Annotated in this window: 17 protein-coding genes; 6 read left to right on the forward strand and 11 right to left on the reverse strand. The window is 64.9% G+C overall.

Going from position 1 to position 24,835, the window contains the following annotated elements:
• The first annotated feature begins 7 nt into the window (after positions 1–7).
• The 4 genes from EXV95_RS24290 to EXV95_RS24305 all read left to right on the forward strand — a co-directional run bounded on the left by EXV95_RS24290 (position 8) and on the right by EXV95_RS24305 (position 5,028).
• Positions 8–1,444, forward strand: coding sequence for an efflux transporter outer membrane subunit (locus EXV95_RS24290; protein ID WP_176888817.1), 1,437 nt, complete (start codon positions 8–10; stop codon positions 1,442–1,444).
• A gap of 106 nt (positions 1,445–1,550) precedes the next feature.
• Positions 1,551–2,375 carry an undecaprenyl-diphosphate phosphatase gene (locus EXV95_RS24295; RefSeq protein WP_121422620.1) on the forward strand — a complete coding sequence of 275 codons (825 nt, stop codon included), beginning with the start codon at positions 1,551–1,553 and terminating at the stop codon, positions 2,373–2,375.
• A gap of 10 nt (positions 2,376–2,385) precedes the next feature.
• A complete protein-coding gene (locus tag EXV95_RS24300) occupies positions 2,386–3,231 on the forward strand; it encodes a MipA/OmpV family protein (protein ID WP_233573352.1) in 846 nt (281 codons plus the stop codon).
• A 465-nt stretch (positions 3,232–3,696) separates the two neighbouring features.
• Positions 3,697–5,028: a diguanylate cyclase domain-containing protein gene (locus EXV95_RS24305; RefSeq protein WP_176888818.1), complete on the forward strand. Its 1,332-nt coding sequence runs from the start codon at positions 3,697–3,699 to the stop codon at positions 5,026–5,028.
• A gap of 33 nt (positions 5,029–5,061) precedes the next feature.
• Here the strand turns inward: EXV95_RS24305 and EXV95_RS24310 are convergent, their stop codons facing one another.
• The 7 genes from EXV95_RS24310 to EXV95_RS24340 all read right to left on the reverse strand — a co-directional run bounded on the left by EXV95_RS24310 (position 5,062) and on the right by EXV95_RS24340 (position 14,462).
• Positions 5,062–6,546: an FAD-binding oxidoreductase gene (locus tag EXV95_RS24310; RefSeq protein WP_176888819.1), complete on the reverse strand. Its 1,485-nt coding sequence runs from the start codon at positions 6,544–6,546 to the stop codon at positions 5,062–5,064.
• 118 nt (positions 6,547–6,664) lie between these two features.
• Positions 6,665–8,332 (reverse strand): diguanylate cyclase, encoded by a 1,668-nt coding sequence (locus EXV95_RS24315; protein ID WP_255484858.1) that lies wholly within the window; start codon positions 8,330–8,332, stop codon positions 6,665–6,667.
• Positions 8,333–8,493: 161 nt separating this feature from the next.
• Entirely contained in the window at positions 8,494–10,278 is a 1,785-nt protein-coding gene (locus EXV95_RS24320; protein ID WP_176888821.1) for a diguanylate cyclase, read from the reverse strand.
• Between the two features lie 17 nt (positions 10,279–10,295).
• Entirely contained in the window at positions 10,296–11,768 is a 1,473-nt protein-coding gene (locus EXV95_RS24325) for an oxygenase MpaB family protein (protein WP_176888822.1), read from the reverse strand.
• On the reverse strand, positions 11,765–12,586 hold the full coding sequence (locus tag EXV95_RS24330; protein ID WP_055397363.1) for a carotenoid biosynthesis protein: 822 nt from the start codon (positions 12,584–12,586) through the stop codon (positions 11,765–11,767). Before EXV95_RS24330 ends, EXV95_RS24325 begins: the two co-directional genes overlap by 4 nt.
• 184 nt (positions 12,587–12,770) lie before the next feature.
• Positions 12,771–13,592, reverse strand: coding sequence for an alpha/beta fold hydrolase (locus EXV95_RS24335; protein WP_176888823.1), 822 nt, complete (start codon positions 13,590–13,592; stop codon positions 12,771–12,773).
• 42 nt (positions 13,593–13,634) lie between these two features.
• Complete coding sequence (locus EXV95_RS24340; RefSeq protein WP_010459683.1) at positions 13,635–14,462, reverse strand: proteasome-type protease; 828 nt, start codon at positions 14,460–14,462, stop codon at positions 13,635–13,637.
• A gap of 319 nt (positions 14,463–14,781) precedes the next feature.
• Here EXV95_RS24340 and EXV95_RS24345 point away from each other — a divergent pair, with 319 nt between their 5' ends.
• Positions 14,782–15,990, forward strand: coding sequence for a S9 family peptidase (locus EXV95_RS24345; protein WP_255484859.1), 1,209 nt, complete (start codon positions 14,782–14,784; stop codon positions 15,988–15,990).
• Positions 15,991–16,067: 77 nt separating this feature from the next.
• Here the strand turns inward: EXV95_RS24345 and EXV95_RS24350 are convergent, their stop codons facing one another.
• From EXV95_RS24350 to mutS, 4 genes are read right to left on the reverse strand one after another with little or no spacing between them, the layout of a single operon-like run.
• Entirely contained in the window at positions 16,068–16,271 is a 204-nt protein-coding gene (locus EXV95_RS24350; protein ID WP_176888824.1) for a hypothetical protein, read from the reverse strand.
• A 1-nt stretch (position 16,272) separates the two neighbouring features.
• Positions 16,273–18,780 (reverse strand): class I SAM-dependent DNA methyltransferase, encoded by a 2,508-nt coding sequence (locus EXV95_RS25070; protein WP_176888825.1) that lies wholly within the window; start codon positions 18,778–18,780, stop codon positions 16,273–16,275.
• Entirely contained in the window at positions 18,666–19,310 is a 645-nt protein-coding gene (locus tag EXV95_RS24360) for a type IIL restriction-modification enzyme MmeI (RefSeq protein ID WP_176888826.1), read from the reverse strand. Before EXV95_RS24360 ends, EXV95_RS25070 begins: the two co-directional genes overlap by 115 nt.
• Before the next feature lie 58 nt (positions 19,311–19,368).
• Complete coding sequence (gene mutS, locus EXV95_RS24365; protein WP_176888827.1) at positions 19,369–21,990, reverse strand: DNA mismatch repair protein MutS; 2,622 nt, start codon at positions 21,988–21,990, stop codon at positions 19,369–19,371.
• 282 nt (positions 21,991–22,272) lie between these two features.
• Between mutS and EXV95_RS24370 the strand changes: the two genes are divergently transcribed.
• Complete coding sequence (locus tag EXV95_RS24370) at positions 22,273–24,819, forward strand: bifunctional diguanylate cyclase/phosphodiesterase (protein WP_255484860.1); 2,547 nt, start codon at positions 22,273–22,275, stop codon at positions 24,817–24,819.
• Positions 24,820–24,835 lie beyond the last annotated feature (16 nt).

Genomic DNA, 24,835 nt, shown 5'->3' on the forward strand with positions numbered 1-24,835 from the left:
GCGCACCATGACCCGTCCCTTCATCCCCCTCGCACCGGGTGCACGCGCCGCACGCTTGGCCAGCCTCGGGCTTGCGCTGACGCTGCTGTCTGCCTGCTCCGTCACTCCGCCGTACCAGCGCCCCGAGATGCCAGTGCCGGCCACGTTCAAGGAGGCGGGCGCCACCTGGGCGCCAGCCGCGCCTGCCGATGCGCTGGACCGTGGACCCTGGTGGGAGCTGTTCGGAGACGCCGAGCTGAACCGGCTGGCGGAGCAGGTGCAGCTATCCAACCAGAACATTGCCGCAGCAGTGGCTGCCTATGCCCAGGCGCAGGCCGTGGTGCGGCAGCAGCGCGCGGGGCTGCTGCCTTCCGTCAGCCTGTCGGGCGGTGCCACGCGTTCGGGTGGCGAGGGCGCCAGCCGGTCCGGCACCACGACCCAAGCCTCATTGGGGGTGGACTGGGCCCCGGACCTGTGGGGGCGGCTCGAAAGCGTCGTCAACAATGCCCAGGCCAGTGCGCAAGCCAGCGAGGCCGACCTTGCGTCGGCCCGCCTGTCCGCCGTGGGCAGCCTGGCCTCTGCCTATTTCCAGTTGCGCGAGGCCGATGCGGAAATCGGGCTGCTGCAGGCCACGGTGGAGGGCTACGAGCGCAGCCTGCAGATCGCCAGGAATCGTTATTCCGCCGGAGTGGTGGCCCAGACCGATGTGCTGCAGGCGCAGACCCAACTGGCAAACGCGCGGGCCGACCTGGCCACCGCGCGCCAGAACCGGGCACGGTTCGAGCACGCGCTGGCGGTGCTGACGGGGCAGGCGCCCTCCGACTTTGTCGTGCCCAGTGCGCCGTGGGTGGCCCAAGTGCCCGAGGTGCCACCAGGCGTCCCCTCAACCCTGCTGCAGCGCCGCCCCGACATCGCGTCGGCAGAGCGGGCCGTGGCCGCTGCCAACGCGCAGATCGGCATCCAGCGCGCGGCGTACTTTCCCAGCCTGAGCCTGGGCGCCACCCTCGGCAGCGGTGGCAGCAGCGTGGCGGATCTGTTCAAGGCGTCGGGCACTGTTTGGTCGCTGGGGCTGTCCATTGCACAGACTGTGTTGGATGCAGGTGCCACCGCCGCCCGCGTGGAGGAGGCGCAGGCTGCACGCGATGCCCGTGTGGCCGTCTACCGCCAGACCGTGCTGACGGCCTTCCAGAGCGTGGAAGACCAGCTCACCGTGCTGCGCACCCTGCGAGAACAGGAGCCCCTGCGGCGCGAGGCCGTATCGGCCGCCGAACGCACGGCGCAGCAGCTGCTCAACCGCTATCGCGAAGGCCAGGTGGGCTACACCGAGGTGGTGACCGCGCAAGTATCAGCGCTGTCTGCCCAGCGCGCCCTGCTGCAGCTGCAGGTCAACCGCCAGCTGGCCGTGGTGGCGCTGGTGCAGGCGCTGGGGGGCGGGTGGCAGGTGCCGTGGCAGCCCCCCGCCTGAAGGTTGCGCGGGGCTGCTCGGCATATACTCCTGTTTTGATAGCTGCTAGCGCTTGATAGATAAGCGGTAGAGCCTTGTTTGATTCAAATTTTCTCAAGGAGTGTGCGTGGACGTTGTATTGCTGGTCAAGGCTGCCATCATGGGCGTGGTCGAAGGCCTGACGGAGTTCCTGCCCATTTCTTCCACGGGGCACCTGATCCTGGCGGGCTCTCTGCTGGGATTTGATGATGCCAAGGCCAAGGTGTTTGACATTGCCATCCAGACCGGTGCCATCTTTGCGGTGATCCTGGTGTATTGGCAGAAGATCCGCGCCACGCTGGTGGCCTTGCCCACGCAGCGGCAGGCGCAGCGGTTTGTACTCAATGTGCTCATCGGGTTTTTGCCCGCTGTGGTGCTGGGCCTGTTGTTTGGCAAAGCCATCAAGGCCCATCTGTTTACCCCTGTGGTGGTGGCCAGCACCTTCATCATTGGGGGCTTCATCATTTTGTGGGCAGAGCGCCGATCTCCCGCGGCCACCCGCATCCAGTCGGTGGATGACATGACGCCGCTGGACGCCCTCAAGGTGGGCCTGGTGCAGTGTCTCGCCATGGTGCCGGGCACCAGCCGCAGTGGCTCCACCATCATCGGGGGCATGCTGCTGGGCCTGTCGCGCAAGGCAGCCACCGATTTTTCGTTCTTTCTGGCCATTCCCACGCTCATTGGCGCGGGGGTGTACAGCCTGTACAAGGAGCGCGCGCTGCTGTCGGTGGCCGATCTGCCCATGTTCATCACCGGGCTGGTCTTTTCTTTCCTGAGCGCCTGGCTGTGTGTGCGCTGGTTGTTGCGCTACATCAGTACCCACAGCTTTGTACCGTTTGCGTACTACCGCATCGTGTTTGGCATCGTTGTTCTGGTGACAGCATGGACTGGATGGGTGCAGTGGGCGGACTGATAATCCACCCATGAGCCGTTTTGCCCCCATTGCGCCCCTGGTTTCTTGTGCTTCGTTGCTGGCTTGCCTGTGCTCCTGGCCGGCGGCGCACGCCGCGGATGCGCCTGCGGCCGAAGAGCCGCCCAAACCGTTGTTCAACTACGCGCTGGGCGCCATCGTGGGCTCCAGCCCGGACTACGCGGGCGGTGATGGGCGCAAGAACAGCCTGCGGCCAGCCTGGGCCATCGAATATGGACGCTTCAGGCTCAGTACCTCGCGTGGCAGCGCCTTCATGGGGCATGGGCTGGGTCCGCGCGAATCGGGTGCCAGTGCCACGCTGGCGCAGGGAGATCAATTCAACCTGAGCGCCTCGCTGCGCATCGACAAAGGCCGTGACGGCTCGGACGCACCGATCCTGGTGGGGTTGCCCTCGGTCCGGTCCACGCTGCGCGCGCGGGTGAGCGCTGGGTATGCGCTGACGCCACGGTGGTCTGTGGGCGCCGGGCTTTCGCAGGACATTCTGGGGCGCGACGGCGGCGCGCAGTTGTCCACCAGCGTGGGCTACACCTGGCCCGTGACCGAGCAGACCAAAGTCACTTTCGGCGCAGGCGCGAGCTTTGGGGATCGCACCTATCTGCGCGGTCATTTTGGCGTGCCTGCGGGTGGTTCCGGGGCCTTGCCTGCCTTTGATCCGGGCGCAGGCCTGTACAGCGTGGATGCCGGTGTGGAGGTCATGTCGGCCATCAATCGCCACTGGGTGATTCTGGGTGCGGCGCGTGTATCGCAACTCAAGGGCGACGCCCGCCGCAGCCCCCTCACCGTCGAGCCTACAGGGTATTCCGTGTCCGTCGGCCTGGCATATCGTTGCTGCCGTTAGTCCACTGAAACCGAGAAATCGGCTGTGCGCGAGGGGCTGGCAGGGCCGCCCTCTAGGCGGCGGGCGCAGGCGGGTTGCATACCCGGCGAGCACGGCAACGACGAGGGCGGCCTTGCCAGGCCCTCACCCTTCGGGCCGGGGTGGCAGCAGGCGCATCGCGGCGTTGCGGGCTTTGCCAAGGCGGCCAGCCTTGGCCGCAGCCCGCGCCTTGCGCTGCACCCGCTGCCACCTCGGCGCACAGCCGATTACTCGGTTTCAGTGGACTAGCGTGCAACACCGTGCGGGAGCTGGCCTTTTGCGAAAGGCCCGTGGGGCCTGCGGGGGCACCATGGGCCGAAAGTGATAAGCTGGTGCTGACACACTGTTACCTGTAGCAGGGCGATGCAAAGCGGCCACCGTGAAGAAGGTGCAGCGTTGGATCGCCCCCTCTGTCGATGACCACCTCCCCGCCGGGGCTATCGCCGCATGATGCAAGACGAGCCTGAGTTGTCGCAGCCCCCCACAGCCTTCCATCAGGATTCCTGGTCCAAGGCTGAATTGCTGGATCTGATCACCCGCAGCGCGGGTGCCACCATGGCCGTGATCGACCGCAGTCTGGCCATGATCTATGTCAACGAGGAATACGCCCGCTGGTTCGGCGCGGTGCCCCAGCAGTTGGTGGGGAAAACCCTGGTCGAGGTGTATGGTGAGAGCGACTGCGTCCGATTCATGCCCTTCGTCGAGCGTGTGCTGCAGGGCGAGCGGGTGCAGTACCAGCGCCTTCTGCGCACACCGTATGGCATTGATGAATGGCGCACCATCTGCCTGACCCCCTGGCACAACCGGCAGGGGCTGGTGGACGGCTTCATCACCACGGCGCTCGACGTTCATGAACTGCAGGTCACCATGAATGCGCTGCGCGCTGCCAACCAGCGGCTTTCCTCGCACATGGAAAACAGCCCGCTTGCGGTGCTGGAGATGGACCACAACCTCAGGCTCCTGCACTGTTCGCAGCGCGCCGTGCAGCTCATGGGCTGGCTGCAGGTGGCGGGGCTGGAGGGGCGGTTGCTGACGGAACTTGTAGACCCTTCACTTCAGGACGAGGGGCTTCAGAGCGCTCTACAGCGCCTGCAGTCGGGGCAGGAGTCCCAGAACCGCGCGGAGACCTGCTTTGTGCGGGACGACGGTAGCGAAGTGCATTGCGAGTGGTTCAATTCAGCACTGACCGACGCCCAGGGGCAGGTCACATCGATCATGGCGCTGGTCCAGGATGTCTCGGCCAAGATCCAGATCGCCCGCCAGCAGCACTATTTGGCCAACCATGATTCACTCACGGGCCTGCTCAATCGGGCGGCTTTTCAGAGCCGACTGGAGCAGTCCCTGACGCAGGCGCGATGCAATGCCGGGTCTGTGGCCTTGCTGTTCATCGACCTCGATGGGTTCAAGGGTGTGAATGACGCCGAAGGCCATCGCGCCGGTGATGAAGTGCTGCGCATTGTGGCCCAACGCATTGCCAGCACGGTGCGTGCGGGCGACACCATGGCACGCCTGGGTGGCGACGAATTCCTGGTCATGCTCGACCGCGATGTCACCCGCGACGTGACCGACACCATCGGCCACCGCATCATCGAGGCATTGCACCAGCCCATGGTTGTGGAAGGGCGTGACCTTTTCATCGGCGCCAGCATTGGCGTGGCCGTGTATCCCCCGCTGGAGGGGGATATCGACGCCCTGATGAACCGCGCCGACCAGGCGATGTACTCGGCCAAACGCGCGGGCAAAGGCCGGCTCCATTACGCTGAAACGGCCTCTTCCTGAGCGCTGGGGCGGCTTCTCTCAGGACCTGCATTCCTATTTCTGTGGCAGCCGGACGCTCTGCTGAAAGTGGAAGAAGTTCCCGGGGTCGTACTGGGCCTTGACCTGCTGAAGCTGCGGGTATGCAGGGCCCCAATAGGCCTGGGCAAAGTCCTGCAGGCTTGCGTCGGGATAGTTCTGGTACACGTGGCCGTTCAGGAAGGGTTTAACGAGATTCATGAACCCATCGAGCCAGGCTTCCATCTGGGCCCGCTCGGTGTCATTGGTCCAGAACACGTCCACCACGAGGTCTGCATCCACGTGGCGGTGGATGAAAGCGCTGTCGGCCACCGGGTAGCGGTTGATGGCGCCGCCATAGGGTTCCAGATAAGCCAGCGACCAGGGGTTGGGCGATGTCTTGAAGTAGTCGATGATGCGTTGCCAGTCGGCTGTTGACAGCGGCGTGCTGATGTAGCCGCAGGCCTTGGTTTCCGCCACGCCGTCGGGCAGGTTGTCTGGCAAGGTGTAGGGGTGGTCTTCCAGCCAGATGTTCATGTCGGGGTAGGTGCCCGTCTTGTCCACCAGCAGCTGTGCGCTCGGTATCGCCATGAGGCGTGCGATGGCCTTCATGCCCTCATCGCGCGTGCCGCAGAACATGCCTTGCACCATGTAGACCGGCGTATTGTTCTGGTAGCCCAGATTCATCATGTAGCCCAGGGCATCGGGTGCGCCGGTTTTCATGTAGTGGGCTTGCATCGTCGTCAGGACCTCGGCGGCATGCGCGGCGTCCCAGCTGATGGCCCAGGCCCACACCTGGTTCAGCCGGTGCATGCGGTAGGTGACCTGCAGCAGCACACCAAAGTTGCCGCCCGTGCCACCGCGCATGGCCCAGTAGAGCCCCGGGTTCTCCTGCGCGCTGGCCGTGACGATGCTGCCGTTGGCAAGCGCCACCCGGAACGATTCCACCAGATCGCTCTGGATGCCGAAGGCCCGCGACGTGTAGCCGTAGCCACCACCCTGCACGAAGCCCCCCACGCACACGCTGCCGCACGCGCCCGTGGGCACATGCCAGCCGGTATGGTTCATGGCGCCGTTGAAATGGTCGAAGTCGGTGCCCGGCAGCACATGCACGCGTTCGCGGGGTGGGTCCAGCACCACGCCTTTCAGGTCGCTCAGGTCCACCACCATGCCGCTGTTGACGGAGTAGCCTGCCGTGCTGTGCCCGCCGCAGCGCACGGCCACCCACACGTTGTAGGTACGGGCCACGGCAAGGCATTCGAGCACGTCGTGTTCGCAGGCGCAGTACACGATGATCTCGGGATAAGCCTGAAACGCGGGGTTGGACTCCTGCCGCGCAGCGTTGTAGTCGGGGCTGGATGGCAGCACGATGCGGCCCACCAGCTTGGCCTCCAGCGCAGCCACGGCGTCCCAGGTCAGGGTTGCGCCCGGCGCGTTCGGTGCGGCCTGGCGTGTAGCCAGCGACTGAAAATGCGCAATGCGGGCGTCTTTGGCAATGCGGGCGGGACTTTTGCGATGGGCCATGGTGAACAATCCTTGGGTGGTAACGCGAAGCCCCGTGTTTAACGGAAGCCAGGCCGTTTGACCAGTTCGGAATGGCCCTTGGGGCTCAGCCGCAGGGTGCGGTGTGCACTGGTAGCGCTCAGGCCGACGACAGCGCCAGGTCCCCGGTGTTGCGGCGAAGGCAGAATTTCCCCCCTTGCTTGCCGCTGTACATTGCCGCATCCGCCAGCTTCAGCAGGCCCAGTGCGTCGTTGCTGTCGTCCGGTGCAATCGCGTAGCCGATGGTCAAGCCCACTTCCACCTGTAGATCGCCCAGCGAGAAAGGGGTGCGAAAAGCTTCCAGCAGTTTGAGCCCCAGCTCCTGGGCCTGCTGGCTGCTGCCAAGGTGGCCCGCCATCACCACAAATTCATCGCCGCCCAGGCGCGCTACCACGTCACTCTGGCGCACATGGCCTTGCAGCCGACGGGTCACGGCGATCAGCAGTTCATCGCCCACATCGTGGCCGTGCCGGTCGTTGACGGGCTTGAAACCATCGAGGTCCATCACGTACACGGCCAGCAGGCTGTTGGGGCCACTGTGGGGCAGGGCGGAGGCCAGGGCAATGCTCAGGCCACGCCGATTGGGCAAGCCGGTCAAGGGGTCGGTATGGGCCAGCGAGTGCATCGCGTCGCGCTCGCGGTTGGCATCCAGCGCCTCCAGCCGCAATGCCTTGGTGCGCAGGCCCAGCACGCGCATGAAGAGCAGCATGTCCAGCGTTGCACCAAACTGGAAGGAATGCAAAGTCCAGAAATTCACCGGCACCCAGCCGTTGATGACGCCGATGACGATCGCGGTCGCAATGAAGTAGACCAACCAGGCCAGCAGCAGGCTGGTGCCGACCCCATCACCCCGGATCGCACGGCGTGCCGCACCCGGGATGCCCATCAGGGCGGGTACCAGGCCCAGGATGCTCACAATGGCTGCAATGGCGCGGGTAGAGATGGCATCCAGTCCGTATGCCAGTGCAAGGAGCACACACAGTGCCGCTCCACAGCGCATGAAGCGCAGAAAGCGTTTGTTGGAGTCGGGCTCCGACAGGGCCTGTCCGATGAAGAGGAACGAACCACAGGTGGCGAGCAAGGCAGAGAGCCCTCCCATGTGGACTTCATGCCAGAGGCTGTCGCTCCAGAGGAACTGTCGACCCACGCCGAACAGGTGCATCGAAAACAGCAGGCTGCCGGATGTGAGCAATGCGTAGTAGATGAACAGGGGCTCGCGCAGGCTCAGCCACTGGCCCACGCTGTACACAAGCAGGCACAGGGCCAACCCGGTCAATACGCCCTGCAGCATTTGCTCGTTGACCGCCTTGCTGAGCATGGCCGCAGGCTTGTAGAACGAGATTGGCAGGATCATCGCCCCCCGGGTCTGGATGCGCACCAACAGTTCGTACTGCAACCCGGGCCTCAGATTCAGCGTGATCGCGTGGGATCGGCTTTGCAAAGGACGGTGCGCGTAAGGGTGCAGGCTGCCCAGGGTTGCTTGCTGGACCACATAGCCGCTGGTCGTGAGGTAGACGCCGATGTGGTTCAGGTCGGAGTGGTTGATATCCAGGATCCACTGGGCGTCAGACGTCGAGGCCACTTCGAACGGGATGCGCAGCCAGACTGCATCGGGCCTCACCCCCAACGTTGCGCCCACGCTGGGGGGCGGGGTGAACTTGTCGGACTGTTCCAGTACATCTTCCACTGAAAGCTGAAGGCTGGGATCGCTCAGTAGCGTGACGGCGGGCCATGCATCTATGGCTCCCCGCTCGTCGTTCAGCAGCAAGGGTGAGCTACCTGCCCACGCCCAGGGGCACACCATCAACGCCCAGAGCAAAGCCAGCCAAGGGAGGTGGTGGGGCCGGGGCCGGTTCGGCATGGGGTGACGGCGGGGCATGATCGGGCTGGTTCAGTATAGGCAAGGCATCACGGTGCAGGAGGCCTGTTTCATGGCGCAAGCGCCAGTTCGCCGCTGTTGCGCAGGATGGAGCGTTTGCCACGTTGCTTGCCCGCGTACATGGCCGTATCGGCCAAGCGGATCAACTCCGGGGGATCATTGCCGTCCAGCGGGGCCAGTGCATAGCCAATGGTCAACCCCACCTTCAGGTGCAGGTCGCCCACAGCCAGCGGTTCATCGAAAGCCCGCAACAGGGCGTGGCCCAGGTTGGCCGCCTGCTCGGGGGTTTCGAGTTGGCAGGCCATGATGATGAATTCATCTCCGCCCAGCCGTGCTACCAGATCGGTCTGCTGGCGGACACTGGCTTGGAGCCGCTGGCCCACAGCCACCAGCAGATCGTCGCCCACATCGTGGCCATGCGAGTCATTGATGGGCTTGAACCCGTCCAGATCGATCAGGTACACCGCGACCAGATGGCTCGGTGAGCGGGAAGACAGCGCAAGCTGCAGTGCATGCTGCAGCCCACGCCGGTTGCTCAGGCCTGTCAGTGGATCGCTGTGCGCCAGCAAGTGCATGATGTCGCGCTCGCGCAGCGCCTCCTGTGCTTTCATCCGCATGGCTTTGGCGCGCAGCCCCATGACGCGCAAGAACAGCAGCATGTCCAGCGTGGCGCCGAACTGGAACGAGTGCAAGGTCCAGAAGTTCGCAGGCACCCAGCCCTGAACCAGGCACACCATGACTGCGGCGGCCACCCCATAGGCGCCCCAGGCCACCAGCAGGGTCGTACCTACGGGGTCTTTCTGACGAACCCGTGCAACAGCGGCGGGAACGCTGAAAAGGGAAGGCAGGGGGCCGACCAGGCTCATAAAAGCGATGGCGACGGGCACGCTCAGCCAACCGAGTACGAAGGTGGCAAGGACCACTGCCGTGATGGCGGCGCCCACTTCCATGGCGCGCGCGTACCAGCTGCTCTGCGTGTTGTCCGTCAGCGCGTGGCCCAGGAAGAGAAACGATCCCGCAAGGGCAGTGAGCCCCGCAGCGATGCCCATGATCCGCTCCAACACCAGGTTGCCAGGCCACAGAAACTGCGCACCGATGCCAAAGAACTGCAGCGAAAAGCCGGCACTGCCCAGCACCACCAGCGCATAGAAACCGAACAGGTGGTCGCGCTGCATGATCCACTGGATCAGGCTGTACGCCAGCAGGCAAAACGCTAGACCGTTGAGCAGGCCCTGCAGCATCTGCTCGCGCAGCGCTTCGTTCATCTGGTAGGGCATTTCCCCGACCGTGATGGGCAGTATCAACGGCCCGGATGCCTGCACCCGTATCAGCAGGTCGTACGGCTGCCCAGCCTGCAGATTGAACATCATCGTGGGTGTGCGGCTATACCGCTGCCGCTCGTCGGTTGGCGTCGCGCGAACGTGCTCAAGCACCTGGCCGCCGCTGGTCAGGTATATGTTGGCCTGCAGCGAGCTGTAGCCGATATTGACCAACCAGGGCGTGCGCGGTGTCTCATTCGCGATGATAGGAATCCGCAGCCACATGGCTGCCTTGTGCACACCCAGCGAGCCGCCGCGCCGGGCAGGCGCCTCGAACTCGTCCAGGCGGGCCAGCATGTCCTGCACCGAAAGCTGGTACGTGGGATCGGCCTTGAGCGTGATGGCTTCCCAGGCATTCATCTGCGGCCGATCCTGCGTCAGCACCAGAGGCGCGTTCGCCTGCACGCCCGCAGGCAGAGCCATGAGGACGAGCAGCCAAAGCAGGCTGGACGCCACGCCGCAGCGCGCACGACCAAGCCGGGCGATCGTCAGGAGGGCACGGGCCAGCGGGGACATTGGCGTGGGAACAACGGCTATGTGGGTTGCTGCGCCTGGGCGGGGTGTGCGGCAGGGGCCTGGGCGGCCAGGCCCGCGCTCCAGCTGCCGCGCGTCGTCAGCCGGTCTTCGATCCGGTTGATCCAGCCCGGCGCGTGGGGGTCATCGCTCCAGCTGTGCACCACCTCGTCCACCTGGTTGAGCAACTCGGTGGGCAGTTGGAGGGGGCGGGTCTGGCTCATCAGCACGCGGCTCATGAAGTGGTAGCCCAGGATGCGCGTGAGTGTCCTCACGATCGAGAACCGGGGCAGCACCAGGCGCAGCACGGTGTCGATGGCACGGGCGAGCAGCAACATCCCCCAGAACAGCAGCGCCGATGGCCACGGCACAGGCTGGGTTAGGCCCAGGTCGCTGGCTGTGTCGCGCCCGCACAGGTAGCGGGTCATGAGTTCGGGAAAGGGTTTCACAATGTTCCAGGGCAGCGAGTTCTCCATGGTCTGCATCAACGCCCGGCCCAGGGCAGGGCGGGGGTCCGGTGTGACGGGCTCGGCGCGGCCCCGGGCCTGCATGCGCGCCATCAGGGCCTGGCCCTGGTCCATGGTGTCCACCATCAAGGCCCGGTCGATGCCCAGGATGTGGCCCACCACGTTCCAGGCGTGCAGGTAGGCCTCTTCGTCGGCCGTGCGCAACCTCAGCCCCAAGCGGCGCAAGCTGCGCAAAAACACATAGCCAAACGTTAGCAAGGTGTAGGCCAGCTCTTCCTGGTTGCAGGGCAGTCCATCGCCTTTCAGGTTCCAGCCGCGGGCGTACAGCGTCTGGAACATGGCCTGACGCCCGCCCCCGCTGGGCAGGGCTTGTGGTGCCACCTGCCCGCTGCCCCCGGCCAGCAGCTGTTTGACGGCACTTTGCGGGCTGCCGTGCAGGATCAGGTTGCGGATGGTGGCGTGGATCAGCCGCACCTTGAGCACCTGCGCCACGCCCGCGCCGCGCTGGCTGAGGCCACCGTGCAGCATCACGGGGAAGATCATCGCGGCCGTGGACCGGATGCGGTACTCGGCGTTCTGCTCCAGCTGGCCCGAGGTGTGCAGCACACTGGAGAGGTCGGGGATCACATAACACTCGGGCAGGCTGGCGCAAAACAGCAGGATGCACGACAGCGCCCCATGTTCCATGAACAGCTTCTCGGCACGCTCGATCTTTTTCGCATCGGCCCAGGACGGCAGCACTTGCGCGGTCTGCACGTAGTGGTTCAGCGCCCGGGCCATGGCTGCATCCACCCCGTCGCCTTGGGCGGTCCAGCCCACCAGGCTCTTGTTGTCCGTCCATTGGCCGAACAGGCGGTTCACGGTGTCGATGCGCGCCCATTGCGGCGCATCCACCGCGACGTCCCCTTCAGGCCAGTCGCCCAGGATGTCGGCGATGGTCTGGTCGGCCAGGGGGTCGGCGTGGTGCTGCATGCTCGCCAGTTCGGCGTCCGATACGGTGTTGGAGTGTGACGTGTTCTGGTTCATACGCTGGCCTTTGCGGGGGCTGCCCAGCGCTGGTACCCGGCCAGCGCGCACAACAAGGGGATGCCCATCGCAAACGGCGCAATGGAGCGGATTTCCACCGGATTGCCCAGGATCATCTGAAACACCATATTGCTCCCATACAGTGCCAGCGGAACCAGGGCATGGTGGCGCAAGAACGGGCTGGATGGCTGCAGGGCCTGTTTGCGAACCGACATGCGGAAACCGAAGATGATGACGAAGGACACGAACACCCAGCCAAAAAACCCCTGCACCGTCTCCCCAAACCATGCGCCATCGGTCTTGGTCATGATCCAGGCCTTGAGGGTGTACACCATGTAAGGGTCGGCGCCCAGATCAAACGCCGTGACGATCATCGCTGCCAGAAATGACAGCATGGCGGCATTGCCCAGGCCCCGCGCGCCGTCCACCGCGCTTTGCCAGACGATGAGGTTGCAGATCACATACCCCGCATAGGTCAGCGAAAACCACATCAGCGGGATGACCAGGGGCACGTCCCCCAGACGGGGACCCAGCACGTCGGTGTAGGTGTACTGGCCAAAGAACCAGCCGCGCGAGGAGCCCATCTGCTCGGCAAACCAGCCAAAACTCACGGCAATCAGCACAAACTGCAGCGCTGGCCGCGCGCCCAGCAAATGGGTGGCACTGGCCCAGCAGCAGGCAAACATCACGACCGAGGCAATCACCAGGGCAATGGTGGTGTCGTTGTGGGTGCGGACTGCGAGGATGACCAGATAGACGGCCAGCAGCACATAGCTGAGCACAGGCAATCGCGAGGCAAAGTGAGGCAGGGTGGGCATGGGGGTGTATCACACTGTAACAACTCCCCCAGTGTAGGGGATTGCTCCACTCCGGGCGAACCTTGTTTGCCCTGATCGAAGGCCGTCTTGGCGGGGCTTTTCGGCGCTATTCGGGGCATTGCAGGAGGTATTGGGTGCTATGCCGCCCCAAACCCCGCAGCCCCCCAACACTGCGGGTGGGTCGTCAGTGCTTGACCGGGTTCAGCGCCGCCAGATTGAGCAGCGCCGCCTCAATGGCCGCCGCCGTGGCCATGGGTTGCTCCATCGGAAACAGGTGGCTGCCGTCCAGCATCATGGTGCGGCCCTGGGTGATGCGCAGCGTCATCGCCATGCCCACCTGCCGCATCTCGTCCGAATCGCGCCCGCCGATGAAGGCGGCCGGGCACTGCAGGGGGTGGGTGCTGAGCAGCCGTCCCAGGTTGTGCGGCAGCGTGTTGTAGATGGCGGTTTCCACCGCGCGGTCAAAGCCCAGCACGCGCTTGCCGTCGTGGTCCACCAGGCCGTGGGTGATGTAGTCGCCCAGCACTTCGGGGTCCCAGTGCGCAAAGGCCTTTTTCTTGCGAAAGTGTTCCAGCGCCTCTTCGTTGCTGGCCCAGCTGAAGCGCCGCTGCCGGCTGACCTTGCCCGGCGAGATGGAGCCCACGACCTGCGTGCGCTTGGCCACATCGACCGCGTTGGCCTTCCATCCGCCCAGCAGGGGCGAATCGATCAACAGCACACCGCGCACCAGGTGGGGGTGGCGGGCGGCGGCCATCACGCTCAAAAAGCCGCCCAGCGAATGCCCCACCAGAAACACGGGCTGACCCAGGCGCTCCACCTGCGGCGTGGCGAAGTCCGCCAGCTGCTGCACCAGATGGGGCCAGTTGTTGGTCACCGGGTACTTGGGGTCGTGGCCGTAGCGTTCCACCGCGCTGACCTCAATCCCCCGGGCCTTGAGATGCTGGAAGAGCACGCGGTACGTGCTGGCCGGGAAGCTGTTGGCGTGCGAGAAAACGATGGGGAGCATGGGGATACCGGCGGGGCAGGGCGAACCCCGCCGTCAGAGAAATCAGATGAGCTTGTCGGTGTGGTTGGTGATCTTCTTGAGCGGCTTGCTGCGGGCCGGGTTCACCATGATGGGCACGGTGGTGGCGCCACCCCCCCAGGCCGGGTCTTCGATGCTGTCGAACACCTGGCGCAGTTTCTGGCCCCAGCTGTCGTGCAGCATGCGGAAGTAGGGGTTGTTCTCGTCGATGCAGACCACCTTGGAGGTCGAGAAGCTGTCAGCCTCGTACACGACCAGGTCCAGCGGCAGGCCCACCGACAGGTTGGACTTGAGCGTGCTGTCCATGGACACCAGCGCGCACTTGGCGGCTTCGTCCAGCGGGGTTTCGGGGGTGAGCACCCGGTCGAGCACGGGCTTGCCGTATTTGGATTCGCCGACCTGGAAGTACGGTGTCTCGGACGTGGCCTCGATGAAGTTGCCGGCCGAATACACCTGGAACAGGCGCATGCCTTCACCCTTGATCTGGCCGCCGAACACCATGGACACATTGAAGTCCACGCCCGAGCGCTTGAGCGCTGCGCCGTCGCGTTCGTGCACATGGCGCACCGCAGCACCGAGCACGCGGGCCGCGTCGAACATGCTCTTGGCGTTCCAGATCGAGATCGTCTCGCCCGAGTCACCGTCCTTGAGCTGCTCGGTCTGCAGGATCTCGCGCACCGACTGTGAAATGGACAGGTTGCCTGCCGACAGCAGCACCATGAAGCGGTCGCCCGCCTTCTCATAGACCATCATCTTGCGGAAAGAGCTGATCTGGTCCAGGCCGGCATTGGTGCGCGAATCGGACAGGAAAACCAGCCCGGCGTTGAGTTTGATGGCGACGCAATACGTCATGGAAGAAGTGGGGTCGTTGGAAGAGGGGAACCCGCGAGTTTAGTCCGGCGTGGGAAGGCACCCTTGGGCAGGGTGCGGGCCAGCAATCGCGTGTGCCGTAGCCGGTGTCCTGTATTGATAGCAACCAAAGCTTGGTGGGCAAGCGCTGGAGGCCATTTTTACTCAAAAATTGGCAGGTCCCAACCTTTTGCGTTCACCCGAAGTTCCGGCGGCAGCCAAGGCAACTGCCGCCCCGGGGGTAAAGGGCTATTGCTTGCGGGCCAGGCAGTGTGTGCCCGTCGCTCCTATCATCCGCCGCTTCACCTGGAGGGGCCTTGCCGTGTTGAACCCACTGATTTTGTCTGGAACCCGCCGCGCCTGCGCGCTGGCCTTGGTGGCATTGCTGGCGGCCTGTGGCGGGGGCAGCGCGCAAGACCCCGGCGATGGCGGCAACCCTCCGGAGCCACCTCCCGCCCCGGCGCGTTCCGGCCAGCTCGAATCCGCCGCCTTGCTTGGCACCGTGCCGGCCGCTGATATCGCTGCAGCGCTGGCCGCCAAGGAGTCGCTGGCCCAGGACGTGGTGCCGCGCTACAGCGTCACTTCTTACCGGATCGAGTACCTCACCACCGATGCCGACGGCAAAGAGGTGCGCGCCTCGGGTCTGGTCAGCGTTCCGCAAAAGGCAGCGGGCGCCAAAAGCCCGGTGCTCAGTTACCAGCATGGCACCCTCTTTCGCGATGCCGAGGCGCCCAGCAACAACGCGGTTGCGTCCGAGGTGGCGGTGGTGCTCGCGTCACTGGGCTATATCGTGCTGGCGCCCGACTACGTGGGCTTTGGCGCTTCCAAGGGCACGCCCCATCCCTACCTGCTGGCGGCGCCGTCCGCAGCCGCCACGGTGGATTTTCTGACCGCCACCCGCACCTGGCGCGGCCAGGCCAACGTGGCGGACAACGGGCAGCTCTTTCTGACCGGCTACTCCGAAGGCGGCTACGTCACCATGGCCACACACCGCGCGCTGCAAGCAAGCGCTTCGCCCCACCTGCAACAACTGCGTTTGGTGGTGCCGGGCGCGGGGCCTTACAACGTGCAGACCACCATGGATGGCCTGGTGGACCTGGTGCGGCAAGAACAGCCGGTGATCGGTGCGCTCATCAACCCGGGCTTCCTGCGCTACCTGGGCGGTAGCGTGCAGCGTGAGGTGCGCCGCCTGCTGCTGCGCGCGCTGATCCCGGGCGATGCCGATGTGGCCTACGACACACGTTTCATCGACCACTTCCTGGCCGACGACGTGTTGGCCCTGGCCAGCGCCAGCAACGTCTACGACTGGAAACCCAATGTGCCAGTGCGCCTGTACCACGGCCGCGATGACCGCACCGTGCCCTACGCCAGCTCGGTCAGCACCGTGCGCGCGATGCAAAGTCGCGGCGCGGGCGATCTGGTCAGCCTGACTGAATGCCGCGCACAACCGGTGGCCGGGCACCTGCCCTGTGTGCCGCCGTTCATCACCTTCATGCTGGGGCAGCTGGCGCCGGTGGCGCAGGATTTGTAAATCCAGTCACCGCTTTGATCAGACCTCCCAGAACGCCTCGATCAGTTCACCCTGCGCGTCCAGCAGCCACCACTCGATCACCACATCCCGCTGGCCCACACCCAGAATGCCCAGCCCCCGCGTGGTGCCGACAGGCGGGGGCAGCGCCACAGCTGGTCGCCGGGCTGGGCCATAGCCAGCACCTGGGTGCGGATGGAGTGCGGCACCTCGGGGCTGTGGACATCCACCAGCCGGTCCTCGCCGTCTCCAACTTCCTCGGGTGTCGCAGGGATGGGGTGCACGTCAGGCTCCTTCAGATGTGCTGCGTTGCAGGTTCAGCGCCAGGAGGCGGCGCAGGATTTCATCATCGGGCATGTTCGCCGTGTAGTCGGCCCAGCCGTAGGCCGCTGCCACGGCTGCGTCCAGTTGCGCGTGCGCAGCGGCCAGCCAGGCGGGGCGTTGGTTATAGAGGTTGGTCAGCGTGCGTTTGGCCAGCTCTTTTTCGAACCCCGGCTTGGGCACGATGCGGTCGGGGTAGGGCGATGTGCTCAGACCCAGCGGCACCACCTCGGGCACCGTGTGCGTCCACTCGGGCGGGTTCAGCCAGGCCTGGCGCAGGGTGTTCAGGCGCTGGGCGGCCTGGGCAATGGCCATGGCGGCGGGTCGTGGTGCTATTGGTGTGATAGCTGCTTGCGCTTGATGGACAGGCGCTGGAGGCTGATTTGGCTTGAAGTTTTCGGCAGACAGGGTGTCGGGCAGGTCGGCCGGGATGAGCGCGCCGCCCTCCAGTGCCTCGGTGCGCTGGTGTGCGGTGTCTGCCGGGGTGAGGCCTGCGGGGAAGGGGAAAGGGCGAAAGCAAACATTTGTGTTGTAACCCGGACGGTTTTCCAACGTGCTTCCCATTGCCAAAGACCAAATGACATGCATGCGGGACGACAGAACTCCGAATGTCGTGTCGTCAGCGCGTGCGACTACTACTAATCGATGTTCAGCCGAGACACCCGAGGGCAACCAGACGAAGAATCGGTGTTTGGCTCGTTCGACGGTCGCAATTGTTCGGTGCAGCGACTCTACAGCCTTACGCAACCCGGGTCTGCTTTCGCCATGTCTGAACCACCATTTGCTTCGACTGACCCTATTGTTTGTTTGGCGTACGGGGAGGACGTGGGCTTGAACGTGAGCAAAGGGCAATTCGTATAGGGCTGCCTCAGCCTCAGTCATCTTGTTTCCGAAATCAATCGCCCAGCGGTCTGCCGATCTCTCGGTGATGTCTTTTCCATTCCAGATGGGAGTCAAAACATTTGAATTTGGTTGTCCATTGGGATTGGGCAACCGGAGCCACCTACGGGCGTCCTCTGCGGGAATGGTGAAGGGGCCTGCCAAACAAAGGCCAAAAAAGGACGTATCGTCGTTCTCTGTAAGTGGCGTGGCTTTAGTGAGGTCCAGACTGTTGGTTCCGTCGGACTGTGGCCGGAGATTCGTGAATATGCCCTCCACGTCTTGACCATCCAAACGCGCTTGTTGATTTGACTGCCCAAAGCAAACCAGCGAAACATTCAGGCTGGCACCTTCGTTCACCCACGGTTCATCGCTCCAAGCCTCAAAAATGGGGGCTTCCTGTACCAGCCGCGCAAGCACTTCCCTATTCGTCGGCTGGCGGATAGAGTTTGTCGCTACCAGCCCCCCTCGCTTAAGGTAACCGGATGCGATCTGCGCGCGGGCCTTGTCAAACCAGTAGCACACTAGGTCGGCACCGCCGGGAACGCGGCCTTCGTAGGTGCTGCGCAGTTGGATGGTGTACGCGTCGCCCAGTTCGGCGCGCATCTTTTTGTCACCCAAAAACGGCGGATTCCCCACCAGTACATCTGCTTCAGGCCAGGCGGCCTCGGCGCCGCCCTCAGTCAATAGCGCATCGCGACATTCGATGTGTTCCAAAGTGTCGAGCACGGGGTTAGTTTTGAACTCGTAGCCGTGCGCCAGGCGCCATTGCAGTTCGCCGATCCACACAGTCACGCGAGCCAGTTCGGCGGCGTATTCGTTCAGCTCGATGCCCAGCACGTTGTGCGGCCCGGTCACCAGGTCGGCCTCGCGGTCCAGGCCCAGTTCGGCGGCCTGCAGGTGGCTGTGGTGTTCCACATCCTTCAGGCACTTGAGCGCGAGGTACAAAAAGTTGCCGCTGCCGCAGGCCGGGTCGAGGGCGCGGTAGTTTTTCAGCTCATCGAGCCAGGTGATGAACAGCGCGTGGGCTGAGCGGTAGTGCCTGTCGCCTTTTTTGGCGATTTTGGCCGCCAGTGCTTGTATCTGCTGCGCTATAAGCTCCCATTTTTGTAGCAATGGGCGACGGATGACGGGGCCAATCAGGCGCTCAATCGTGGCGGGGTCGGTGTAGTGCGCGCCCAGTTGGCTGCGTTTGGCAGGGTCGAGCCCGCGCTCGAACAGGGTGCCGAAGATGGAAACGTCGATGGCGCTCCAGTTCAGGTCGGCGGCGCGGCGCAGCTCGGTCAGGTCGGGCGCGCTCAGGGGCGGCACGGCAATGGTCTGGAACAGGCCGCCGTTGAACCACGGAATGTCGTCCACGCCATACAGCCCACCGCTTTGCATGGCGGTAAAAAGCTGCGTGAGGCCCTGCGTCAGCCGCTCGGGCGTGGCTTGTTTGTTGTTCACCAGACGCTCGAACATGCGACCAGGCAGCAGGCCTACGTCTTCCGCAAAAAAGCAGAACAGGCACTGCGTGAGAAAGTGCGCCACTTGGTTGGCGCGCTGTTGCTGGCTTGCGATGCTTTCGCCGGGCGTGGCGCCGCGCTGGCGCAAACCTTCTGCCAGGGCGGCAAAGCTTTGGGCTGCGGCTTCGGTGATGTCGCGGTTGGTTTGCTGGGGTTTGAAGCTCTCGGGCGCGGTCCATATGCGGCGCAGCAGGGCCAGGTTGGCTGGCTGGTCCATCTCGGCAATGCGCACCTCTGCGTGGCACTGGGGTGGCCGGTGAACTGGGTGTGGATGCGAATCGTGAGCCGGTCAGACACCACCAGAATGGGCGGGTTGGAGAGCGCCAGGCTGTAGGTGAGCAGCTGCTTGAGCGCGGTGTCGAGGTTTTTGCCCGGAGCTTTGTTCTCCCACGCAAACACGCCGCGCATGAAGACGTCGGCATAACCCGTCTTGCCGCCAATGACGGTACTCTTTTCTTCAAACCGGTAACCCTCTGAACTGCCGGGCTTGGGCACACCAAGCAGTTCGCACAGGTCCAGAAAGTGGCTTTGCGCGCCTTGCTCTTCGTTGAGTGCGTAGGCCGGGCCGGGCACGCCGCCGGGCGCGCCCCATTTGGCGATGAAGTCTTGAGGGGTCATGGAATAGGGTGGTGAGTCCGCTGAGGTGCAGGTGGGACGGGAAGGCTGCTACTTTGCCTCAAGCCCCCACCATCTTCTTGAGCTGGTACAGCGCATCCAGGGCCTCGCGCGGGCTCAGCGCGTCGGGGTTGATGCCTGCCAGCGCAGCTTCCAGCGGGCTGGCGCCCGCACTCTCGGGCACCTCGGGCGCAGCGAACAGGTCCACCTGCAATTCATCTTCGCCCGCCCGCTCTTCCAGCGCCGCCAGCGCATGCCTTGCATGGTGCAGCACGGGCGAGGGCATGCCCGCCAGCTTGGCCACCTGAATGCCGTAACTGCGGCTGGCCGGGCCGGGTTGGATCTCGTGCAGGAAGACGATGTCGGTGCCGCTCTCGGTGGCGCTCACATGCATGTTGATCGCGTGGCGCGCCTTGGCGGGCAGCTCCGTCAGCTCGAAGTAGTGCGTGGCAAACAGCGTGAAGGCGCGCGTCTTGTCGTGCAGGTGCGTGGCAATGCCACTGGCCAGGGCCAGGCCGTCCAACGTGCTGGTACCCCGGCCGATCTCGTCCATCAGCACCAGGCTGTGCGGCGTGGCGGCGTGCAATATTTGCGCGGCCTCGGTCATCTCCAGCATGAAGGTGGACTGCGCATTGGCCAGGTCGTCGGCTGCGCCGATGCGGGTGTGGATGGCGTCGATGGGCCCCAGGCGGCAACTGGCGGCGGGCACGTGGCTGCCGATGCTGGCCAGCAGCACGATGAGCGCGACCTGGCGCATGTAGGTCGATTTACCGCCCATGTTGGGGCCGGTGATGACCTGCATGCGCGTGTTGGCGTTCAGCCGCGTGTGGTTGGCGATGAAGCTGCCGCTGGATGTCTCGGCCAGACGCGCTTCGACCACCGGGTGGCGGCCGTCTTCGATCTCGATGCAGGGCTCGGGCACAAACTGTGGGGCGCACCAGTTGAGCGTGAGCGAGCGCTCGGCCAGCGTGCACAACACATCCAGCGTGGCCAGCGCCTGGGCCAGGCGGGTGAGGGCGGGCACATGCGGTTGGAGCTGGTCGAGGATCTGTTCGTACAGCCACTTCTCGCGAGCCAGGGCACGCTCGTTGGCCGACAGGGCCTTGTCCTCGAAGTTTTTCAGCTCGGGCGTGATGAAGCGCTCGGCGTTTTTCAGCGTCTGGCGACGGCGGTAGTCGTCGGGCACGCGGTCGAGGTGGCTGCCGGTCACTTCAATATAGAAGCCGTGCACCTTGTTGAACTGCACGCGCAGGTTGGGGATGCCGGTGCGGGCTTTCTCGCGGGTTTCCAGGTCGAGCAAGAAGGCATCGCAGTTGGTCTGGATGGCGCGCAGCTCGTCCAGCTCGGTGTCAAAGCCGTTGGCGATCACGCCACCGTCGCGTACCAGGGCGGCGGGCTCCTCGGCAATGGCGGCCTGCAGCAGGTCGGTGCAGCCCTCGGGCGGCTGCAGGTGGCCAAAAATCTGAATTAAATAGGGCTCTAGCGCTTGTCCATTCAGCGCAAGCAGCTCTGCTTTTTGTAGCGTTTTGCCCAGGCCCACCAGTTCACGCGGGCGCACCTGGCGCAGGGCGATGCGGGCGGTGATGCGCTCCACATCGCTCACGCCTTTGAGTTCGCCGCGCAGCGTGGACCAGGGGCCTGCACCGCCACCAGCCCCCCCGGCGCCCCGCAGGGCGATGGTGGCCGACAGGCGCTGGCGTGCCTCGGCGCGGTCGCGGCGCGGCTCCAGCAGCCAGGTCTTGAGCAGGCGGCTGCCCATGCCGGTCATGCAGGTGTCGAGCAGCGAAAACAGCGTGGGCGCATCGTTGCCGCGCAAGGTCTTGACGAGTTCCAGGTTGCGGCGCGTGGTGGCGGGCAGGTCGATGAGGTCGTCGTTGCGCTGCACCTGCACGCTGTGCACGTGGGTGAGCGTGCGGCCCTGTGTGTGTTCGGCATACGTGAGCAGCCCGGCGGCGGCGGCGTGCGATTCGCCCAGGTCTTGCGCGCCCCAGGCCTGCAGGCTGGCGGCACCCAGGTTTTCGAGCAGCTTGCGTTCGCCCAGGGAGCTGTCGAACTGCCAGTCGGGCCGGGGGCTCATGGGGCAGGTGAAGGCGCCGCTTTGGCGCAGCACCTGCAGTTGTTGCTCAAAGCGCTCTGTCACGCCCGCGCTGTAGATCAGCTCGCTGGGCGCCACGCGCGCCAGCCAGGCGCCCAGTTCGTCCAGCGCACATTCGGCCAGGAAGACGCGGCCCTGCGTCACGCTCAGCCAGGCCATTCCACAGCGCGCACGCGGCGCCTGGTGCACGGCCATCAGCAGCGATTCGGATTTGTCGGACAGCAGTTCAGTGTCGGTCAGCGTGCCGGGCGTGACCACGCGCACCACCTTGCGTTCCACCGGGCCCTTGGTCGCACCCACCTCGCCCACCTGCTCGGCAATGGCCACCGACTCGCCCATCTTGATGAGGCGCGCCAGGTAGTTCTCCAGTGCGTGGAAGGGCACCCCCGCCATCACCACCGGCTGACCGCCCGACTGGCCGCGCTGCGTGAGCGTGATGTCGAGCAGTCGCGCGGCCTTCTCGGCGTCTTGCCAGAAGACCTCGTAGAAGTCGCCCATGCGGTAGAACAGAAGCGTCTCGGGATACCCGGCCTTGAGGGCCAGGTATTGCTGCATCATGGGGGTGTGGTGTTCGAGCGTGTCGGACATGCTGGGGGCCGAGAAATGAGGCGTGGACTGTAGCAGTTCGCTCCACGGGCCTGCGCTGCATGCGGCAGGGGATGGAGCCCGTTGGCCCAGGCTGATACGGTCATCGCCGTGCTGCACGAAGGGCTCCGGGTTTTCCCTTGGGCAAATGCCACAGGTTTTTATTGTTCGTTACGTTTTGACATACTCTTGCCTGTATGCTGGCACATTGGCTGTGACCCTCGGCCCCGCCATGCGCAGGCGGGATTCCTACCCACCGCAGGCTTCAAAGGTTTCAGAGCGACCGTGATCTCGTCCGAACTGTTGACCGATCTCCTTGCCCCCGCTGGCGAGGGCCACATAGAGCCGATGGCGCAGGCGCGTCTGCAGGCGCTGGTCGATGCCGTTCCGGTGGCCTTGATGGAGTTCCGGTTGCAGCACGGCCGTCTGCTGCTGCTGGCCGCCAACGCTGCCGCACGGCGCATGCCCGGCCTGGGGGCGGTGCGCAACCCCGGAGCGGATGCCTGCGAGGTGTTTGACCTGCTGGCGGGCACCCCCCTCATGGACCAACTGCAAGGCGTGGCCCGCGTGGGTGCGCCGCTCGAATGCCGCCAGGTGGTGCGCGAGCCGGGTCGGCTGCTGCTGGCCTGGGATCTGTCAGCGCGCCGTGTGACCAGCGACTGCATCGTGGTCACCGTGCGCGATGCCACCGAGGCCGAAACCCTGCGTGCCGCGCTGGCAGCGTCCGAACGCGCCCTGGAAGAAGTGCGCCGCGAACTGCGCGAACAGACCGAGGTCTTCAACACCATGGAGAGCCTGGCCCGCACGGGCCATTGGCGCCGCATCGAAGACCCGGGTGAAACGGTGCTGCTGTGGTCGCCCGGCCTGTGCGACATCGCTGGCTTCGAACAGCAGGAATGGGTCGACCCAGAGCGCGCCGTGAGCGGCATCCTGCCCGAGGACCGCCATGTGTTCGACAAGGCCCGCATGCCAGGTGCCGGCCTGGATGTGGAATACCGCTGGCGCCGGCCCGATGGCGAAGTGCGGTGGATGCGGTCGCGCGTGCAGCGCACGTTGCCGCGCGACGGGGTGCAGGTGGTGATGGGCGTGGTGCAGGACGTGACGGACGAACACCGCGCGGCCGAACAGCTGCGCGAGCAGCTGCTGTTCATCCAGCGCATTGCCAGCCGCATCCCGGGCTTTATCTACGAGTACCGACTGCATGCGGATGGCGGCACCAGCGTGCAGTACATCAGCGATGCAGTGCGTGACTTCATGGGCGTGGAGCCGAGCCAGGTGACCGCCGACCACGGCGTGCTCATGCACCGGGTGTTGCCCGAAGACCTGCCGCAGGTGCAGCGCTCGGCGATCACGTCGGTGCGCAGGCTGGTGCCCTGGCAGTGTGAGTACCGTGTGCGCATGCCCGACGGCAGCGTGCGCTGGCACATGACCAATGCCATTCCGCACCGCGAGCCCGATGGCTCGGTGGTGTCCCATGGCTTCACCATGGACATCACAGACCGCAAGCGCGCAGAACAAGAAATCGAGCGCCTGGCCTTCTTCGACGCCCTCACAGGCCTGCCCAACCGCCGCCTGCTGCTGGACCGCCTGCAGCGCTCCATCGCCGCCTGCCAGCGCACCAAGAACCTCGGCGCCCTGCTGTTCATCGACCTCGATAACTTCAAAGACCTCAACGACACCCTGGGCCACGACATGGGCGACCAGCTCCTGTCCCAGGTCGCCACCCGCCTGGTGGGCAGCGTGCGCGAAGCCGACACCGTGGCCCGCTTTGGCGGCGACGAATTCGTCGTCATGCTCGAAGCCCTGGCCCCCGACCTGCAAGACGCCGCCACCCAGGCAGAAACCGTGGCCGAGAAACTCCTGGCCAGCCTGAACCAGCCCTTTGAACTCGACGGTGCCCAGCACTACAGCACCCCCAGCATCGGCATCACCCTCTTTGGCGACGAACGCCTCACGGTGGACGAACTCCTCAAACGCGCCGACCTGGCCATGTACCAGGCCAAGGCCGCAGGGCGCAACACCCAGCGCTTCTTCGACCCCGACATGCAAGCGGCCGTCAACGCCCGCTCCAACTTGGAAGCCGACCTGCGCCAGGGCCTGGCCCGGGGAGAACTGGTGGTGCACTACCAGCCCGTCGTGGACCACCAGTCCCAGCTCATGGGCGCAGAAGCCCTGGTGCGCTGGCGCCACCCCCAGCGCGGCATGATCAGCCCCGGCGACTTCATCCCCCTGGCCGAACAGACCGGCCTGATCCTCCCTTTAGGCCAATACGTGCTGCAAACCGCCTGCGAACAACTGCAGCGCTGGGGCCAGCACGAAGCCACCGCCCACCTGTCCATCTCGGTCAACGTCAGCGCCCGGCAGTTCAGGCAACCGGGCTTCGTGGCCGAAGTGCTGCAGACCCTCAAGAACCACCACGCCGACCCCCGCAAACTCAAGCTCGAACTCACCGAAAGCCTGCTCTTGGGAGACATCGAAGACACCATCGCACGCATGGTGCAGCTCAAGAGCGAAGGCGTGGGATTTGCGCTGGACGACTTTGGCACCGGCTACTCATCCTTGAGCTACCTCAAGCGACTGCCGCTGGACCAGGTCAAGATCGACCAGAGCTTTGTGCGGGACGTGCTGACGGACCCCAACGACGCGGCGATTGTGCGCACCATCCTGGCGCTGGCCAAGAGCCTGGACCTGGAGGTGGTGGCCGAGGGGGTGGAGACGACGGGGCAGCTGAGTTTCCTGAGGCTGCATGGGTGTGAGGGGTTTCAGGGGTATCTGTTTGGGCGGCCCGGGCCGGTGGGGGACATTGATGCCTTGCTGTATCCCGCTCGGTAAGAGCCGCTCGCTGGTT

It is taken from the genome of Acidovorax sp. JMULE5 (assembly GCF_013376875.1).
Lineage (GTDB): Bacteria > Pseudomonadota > Gammaproteobacteria > Burkholderiales > Burkholderiaceae_C > Acidovorax > Acidovorax facilis.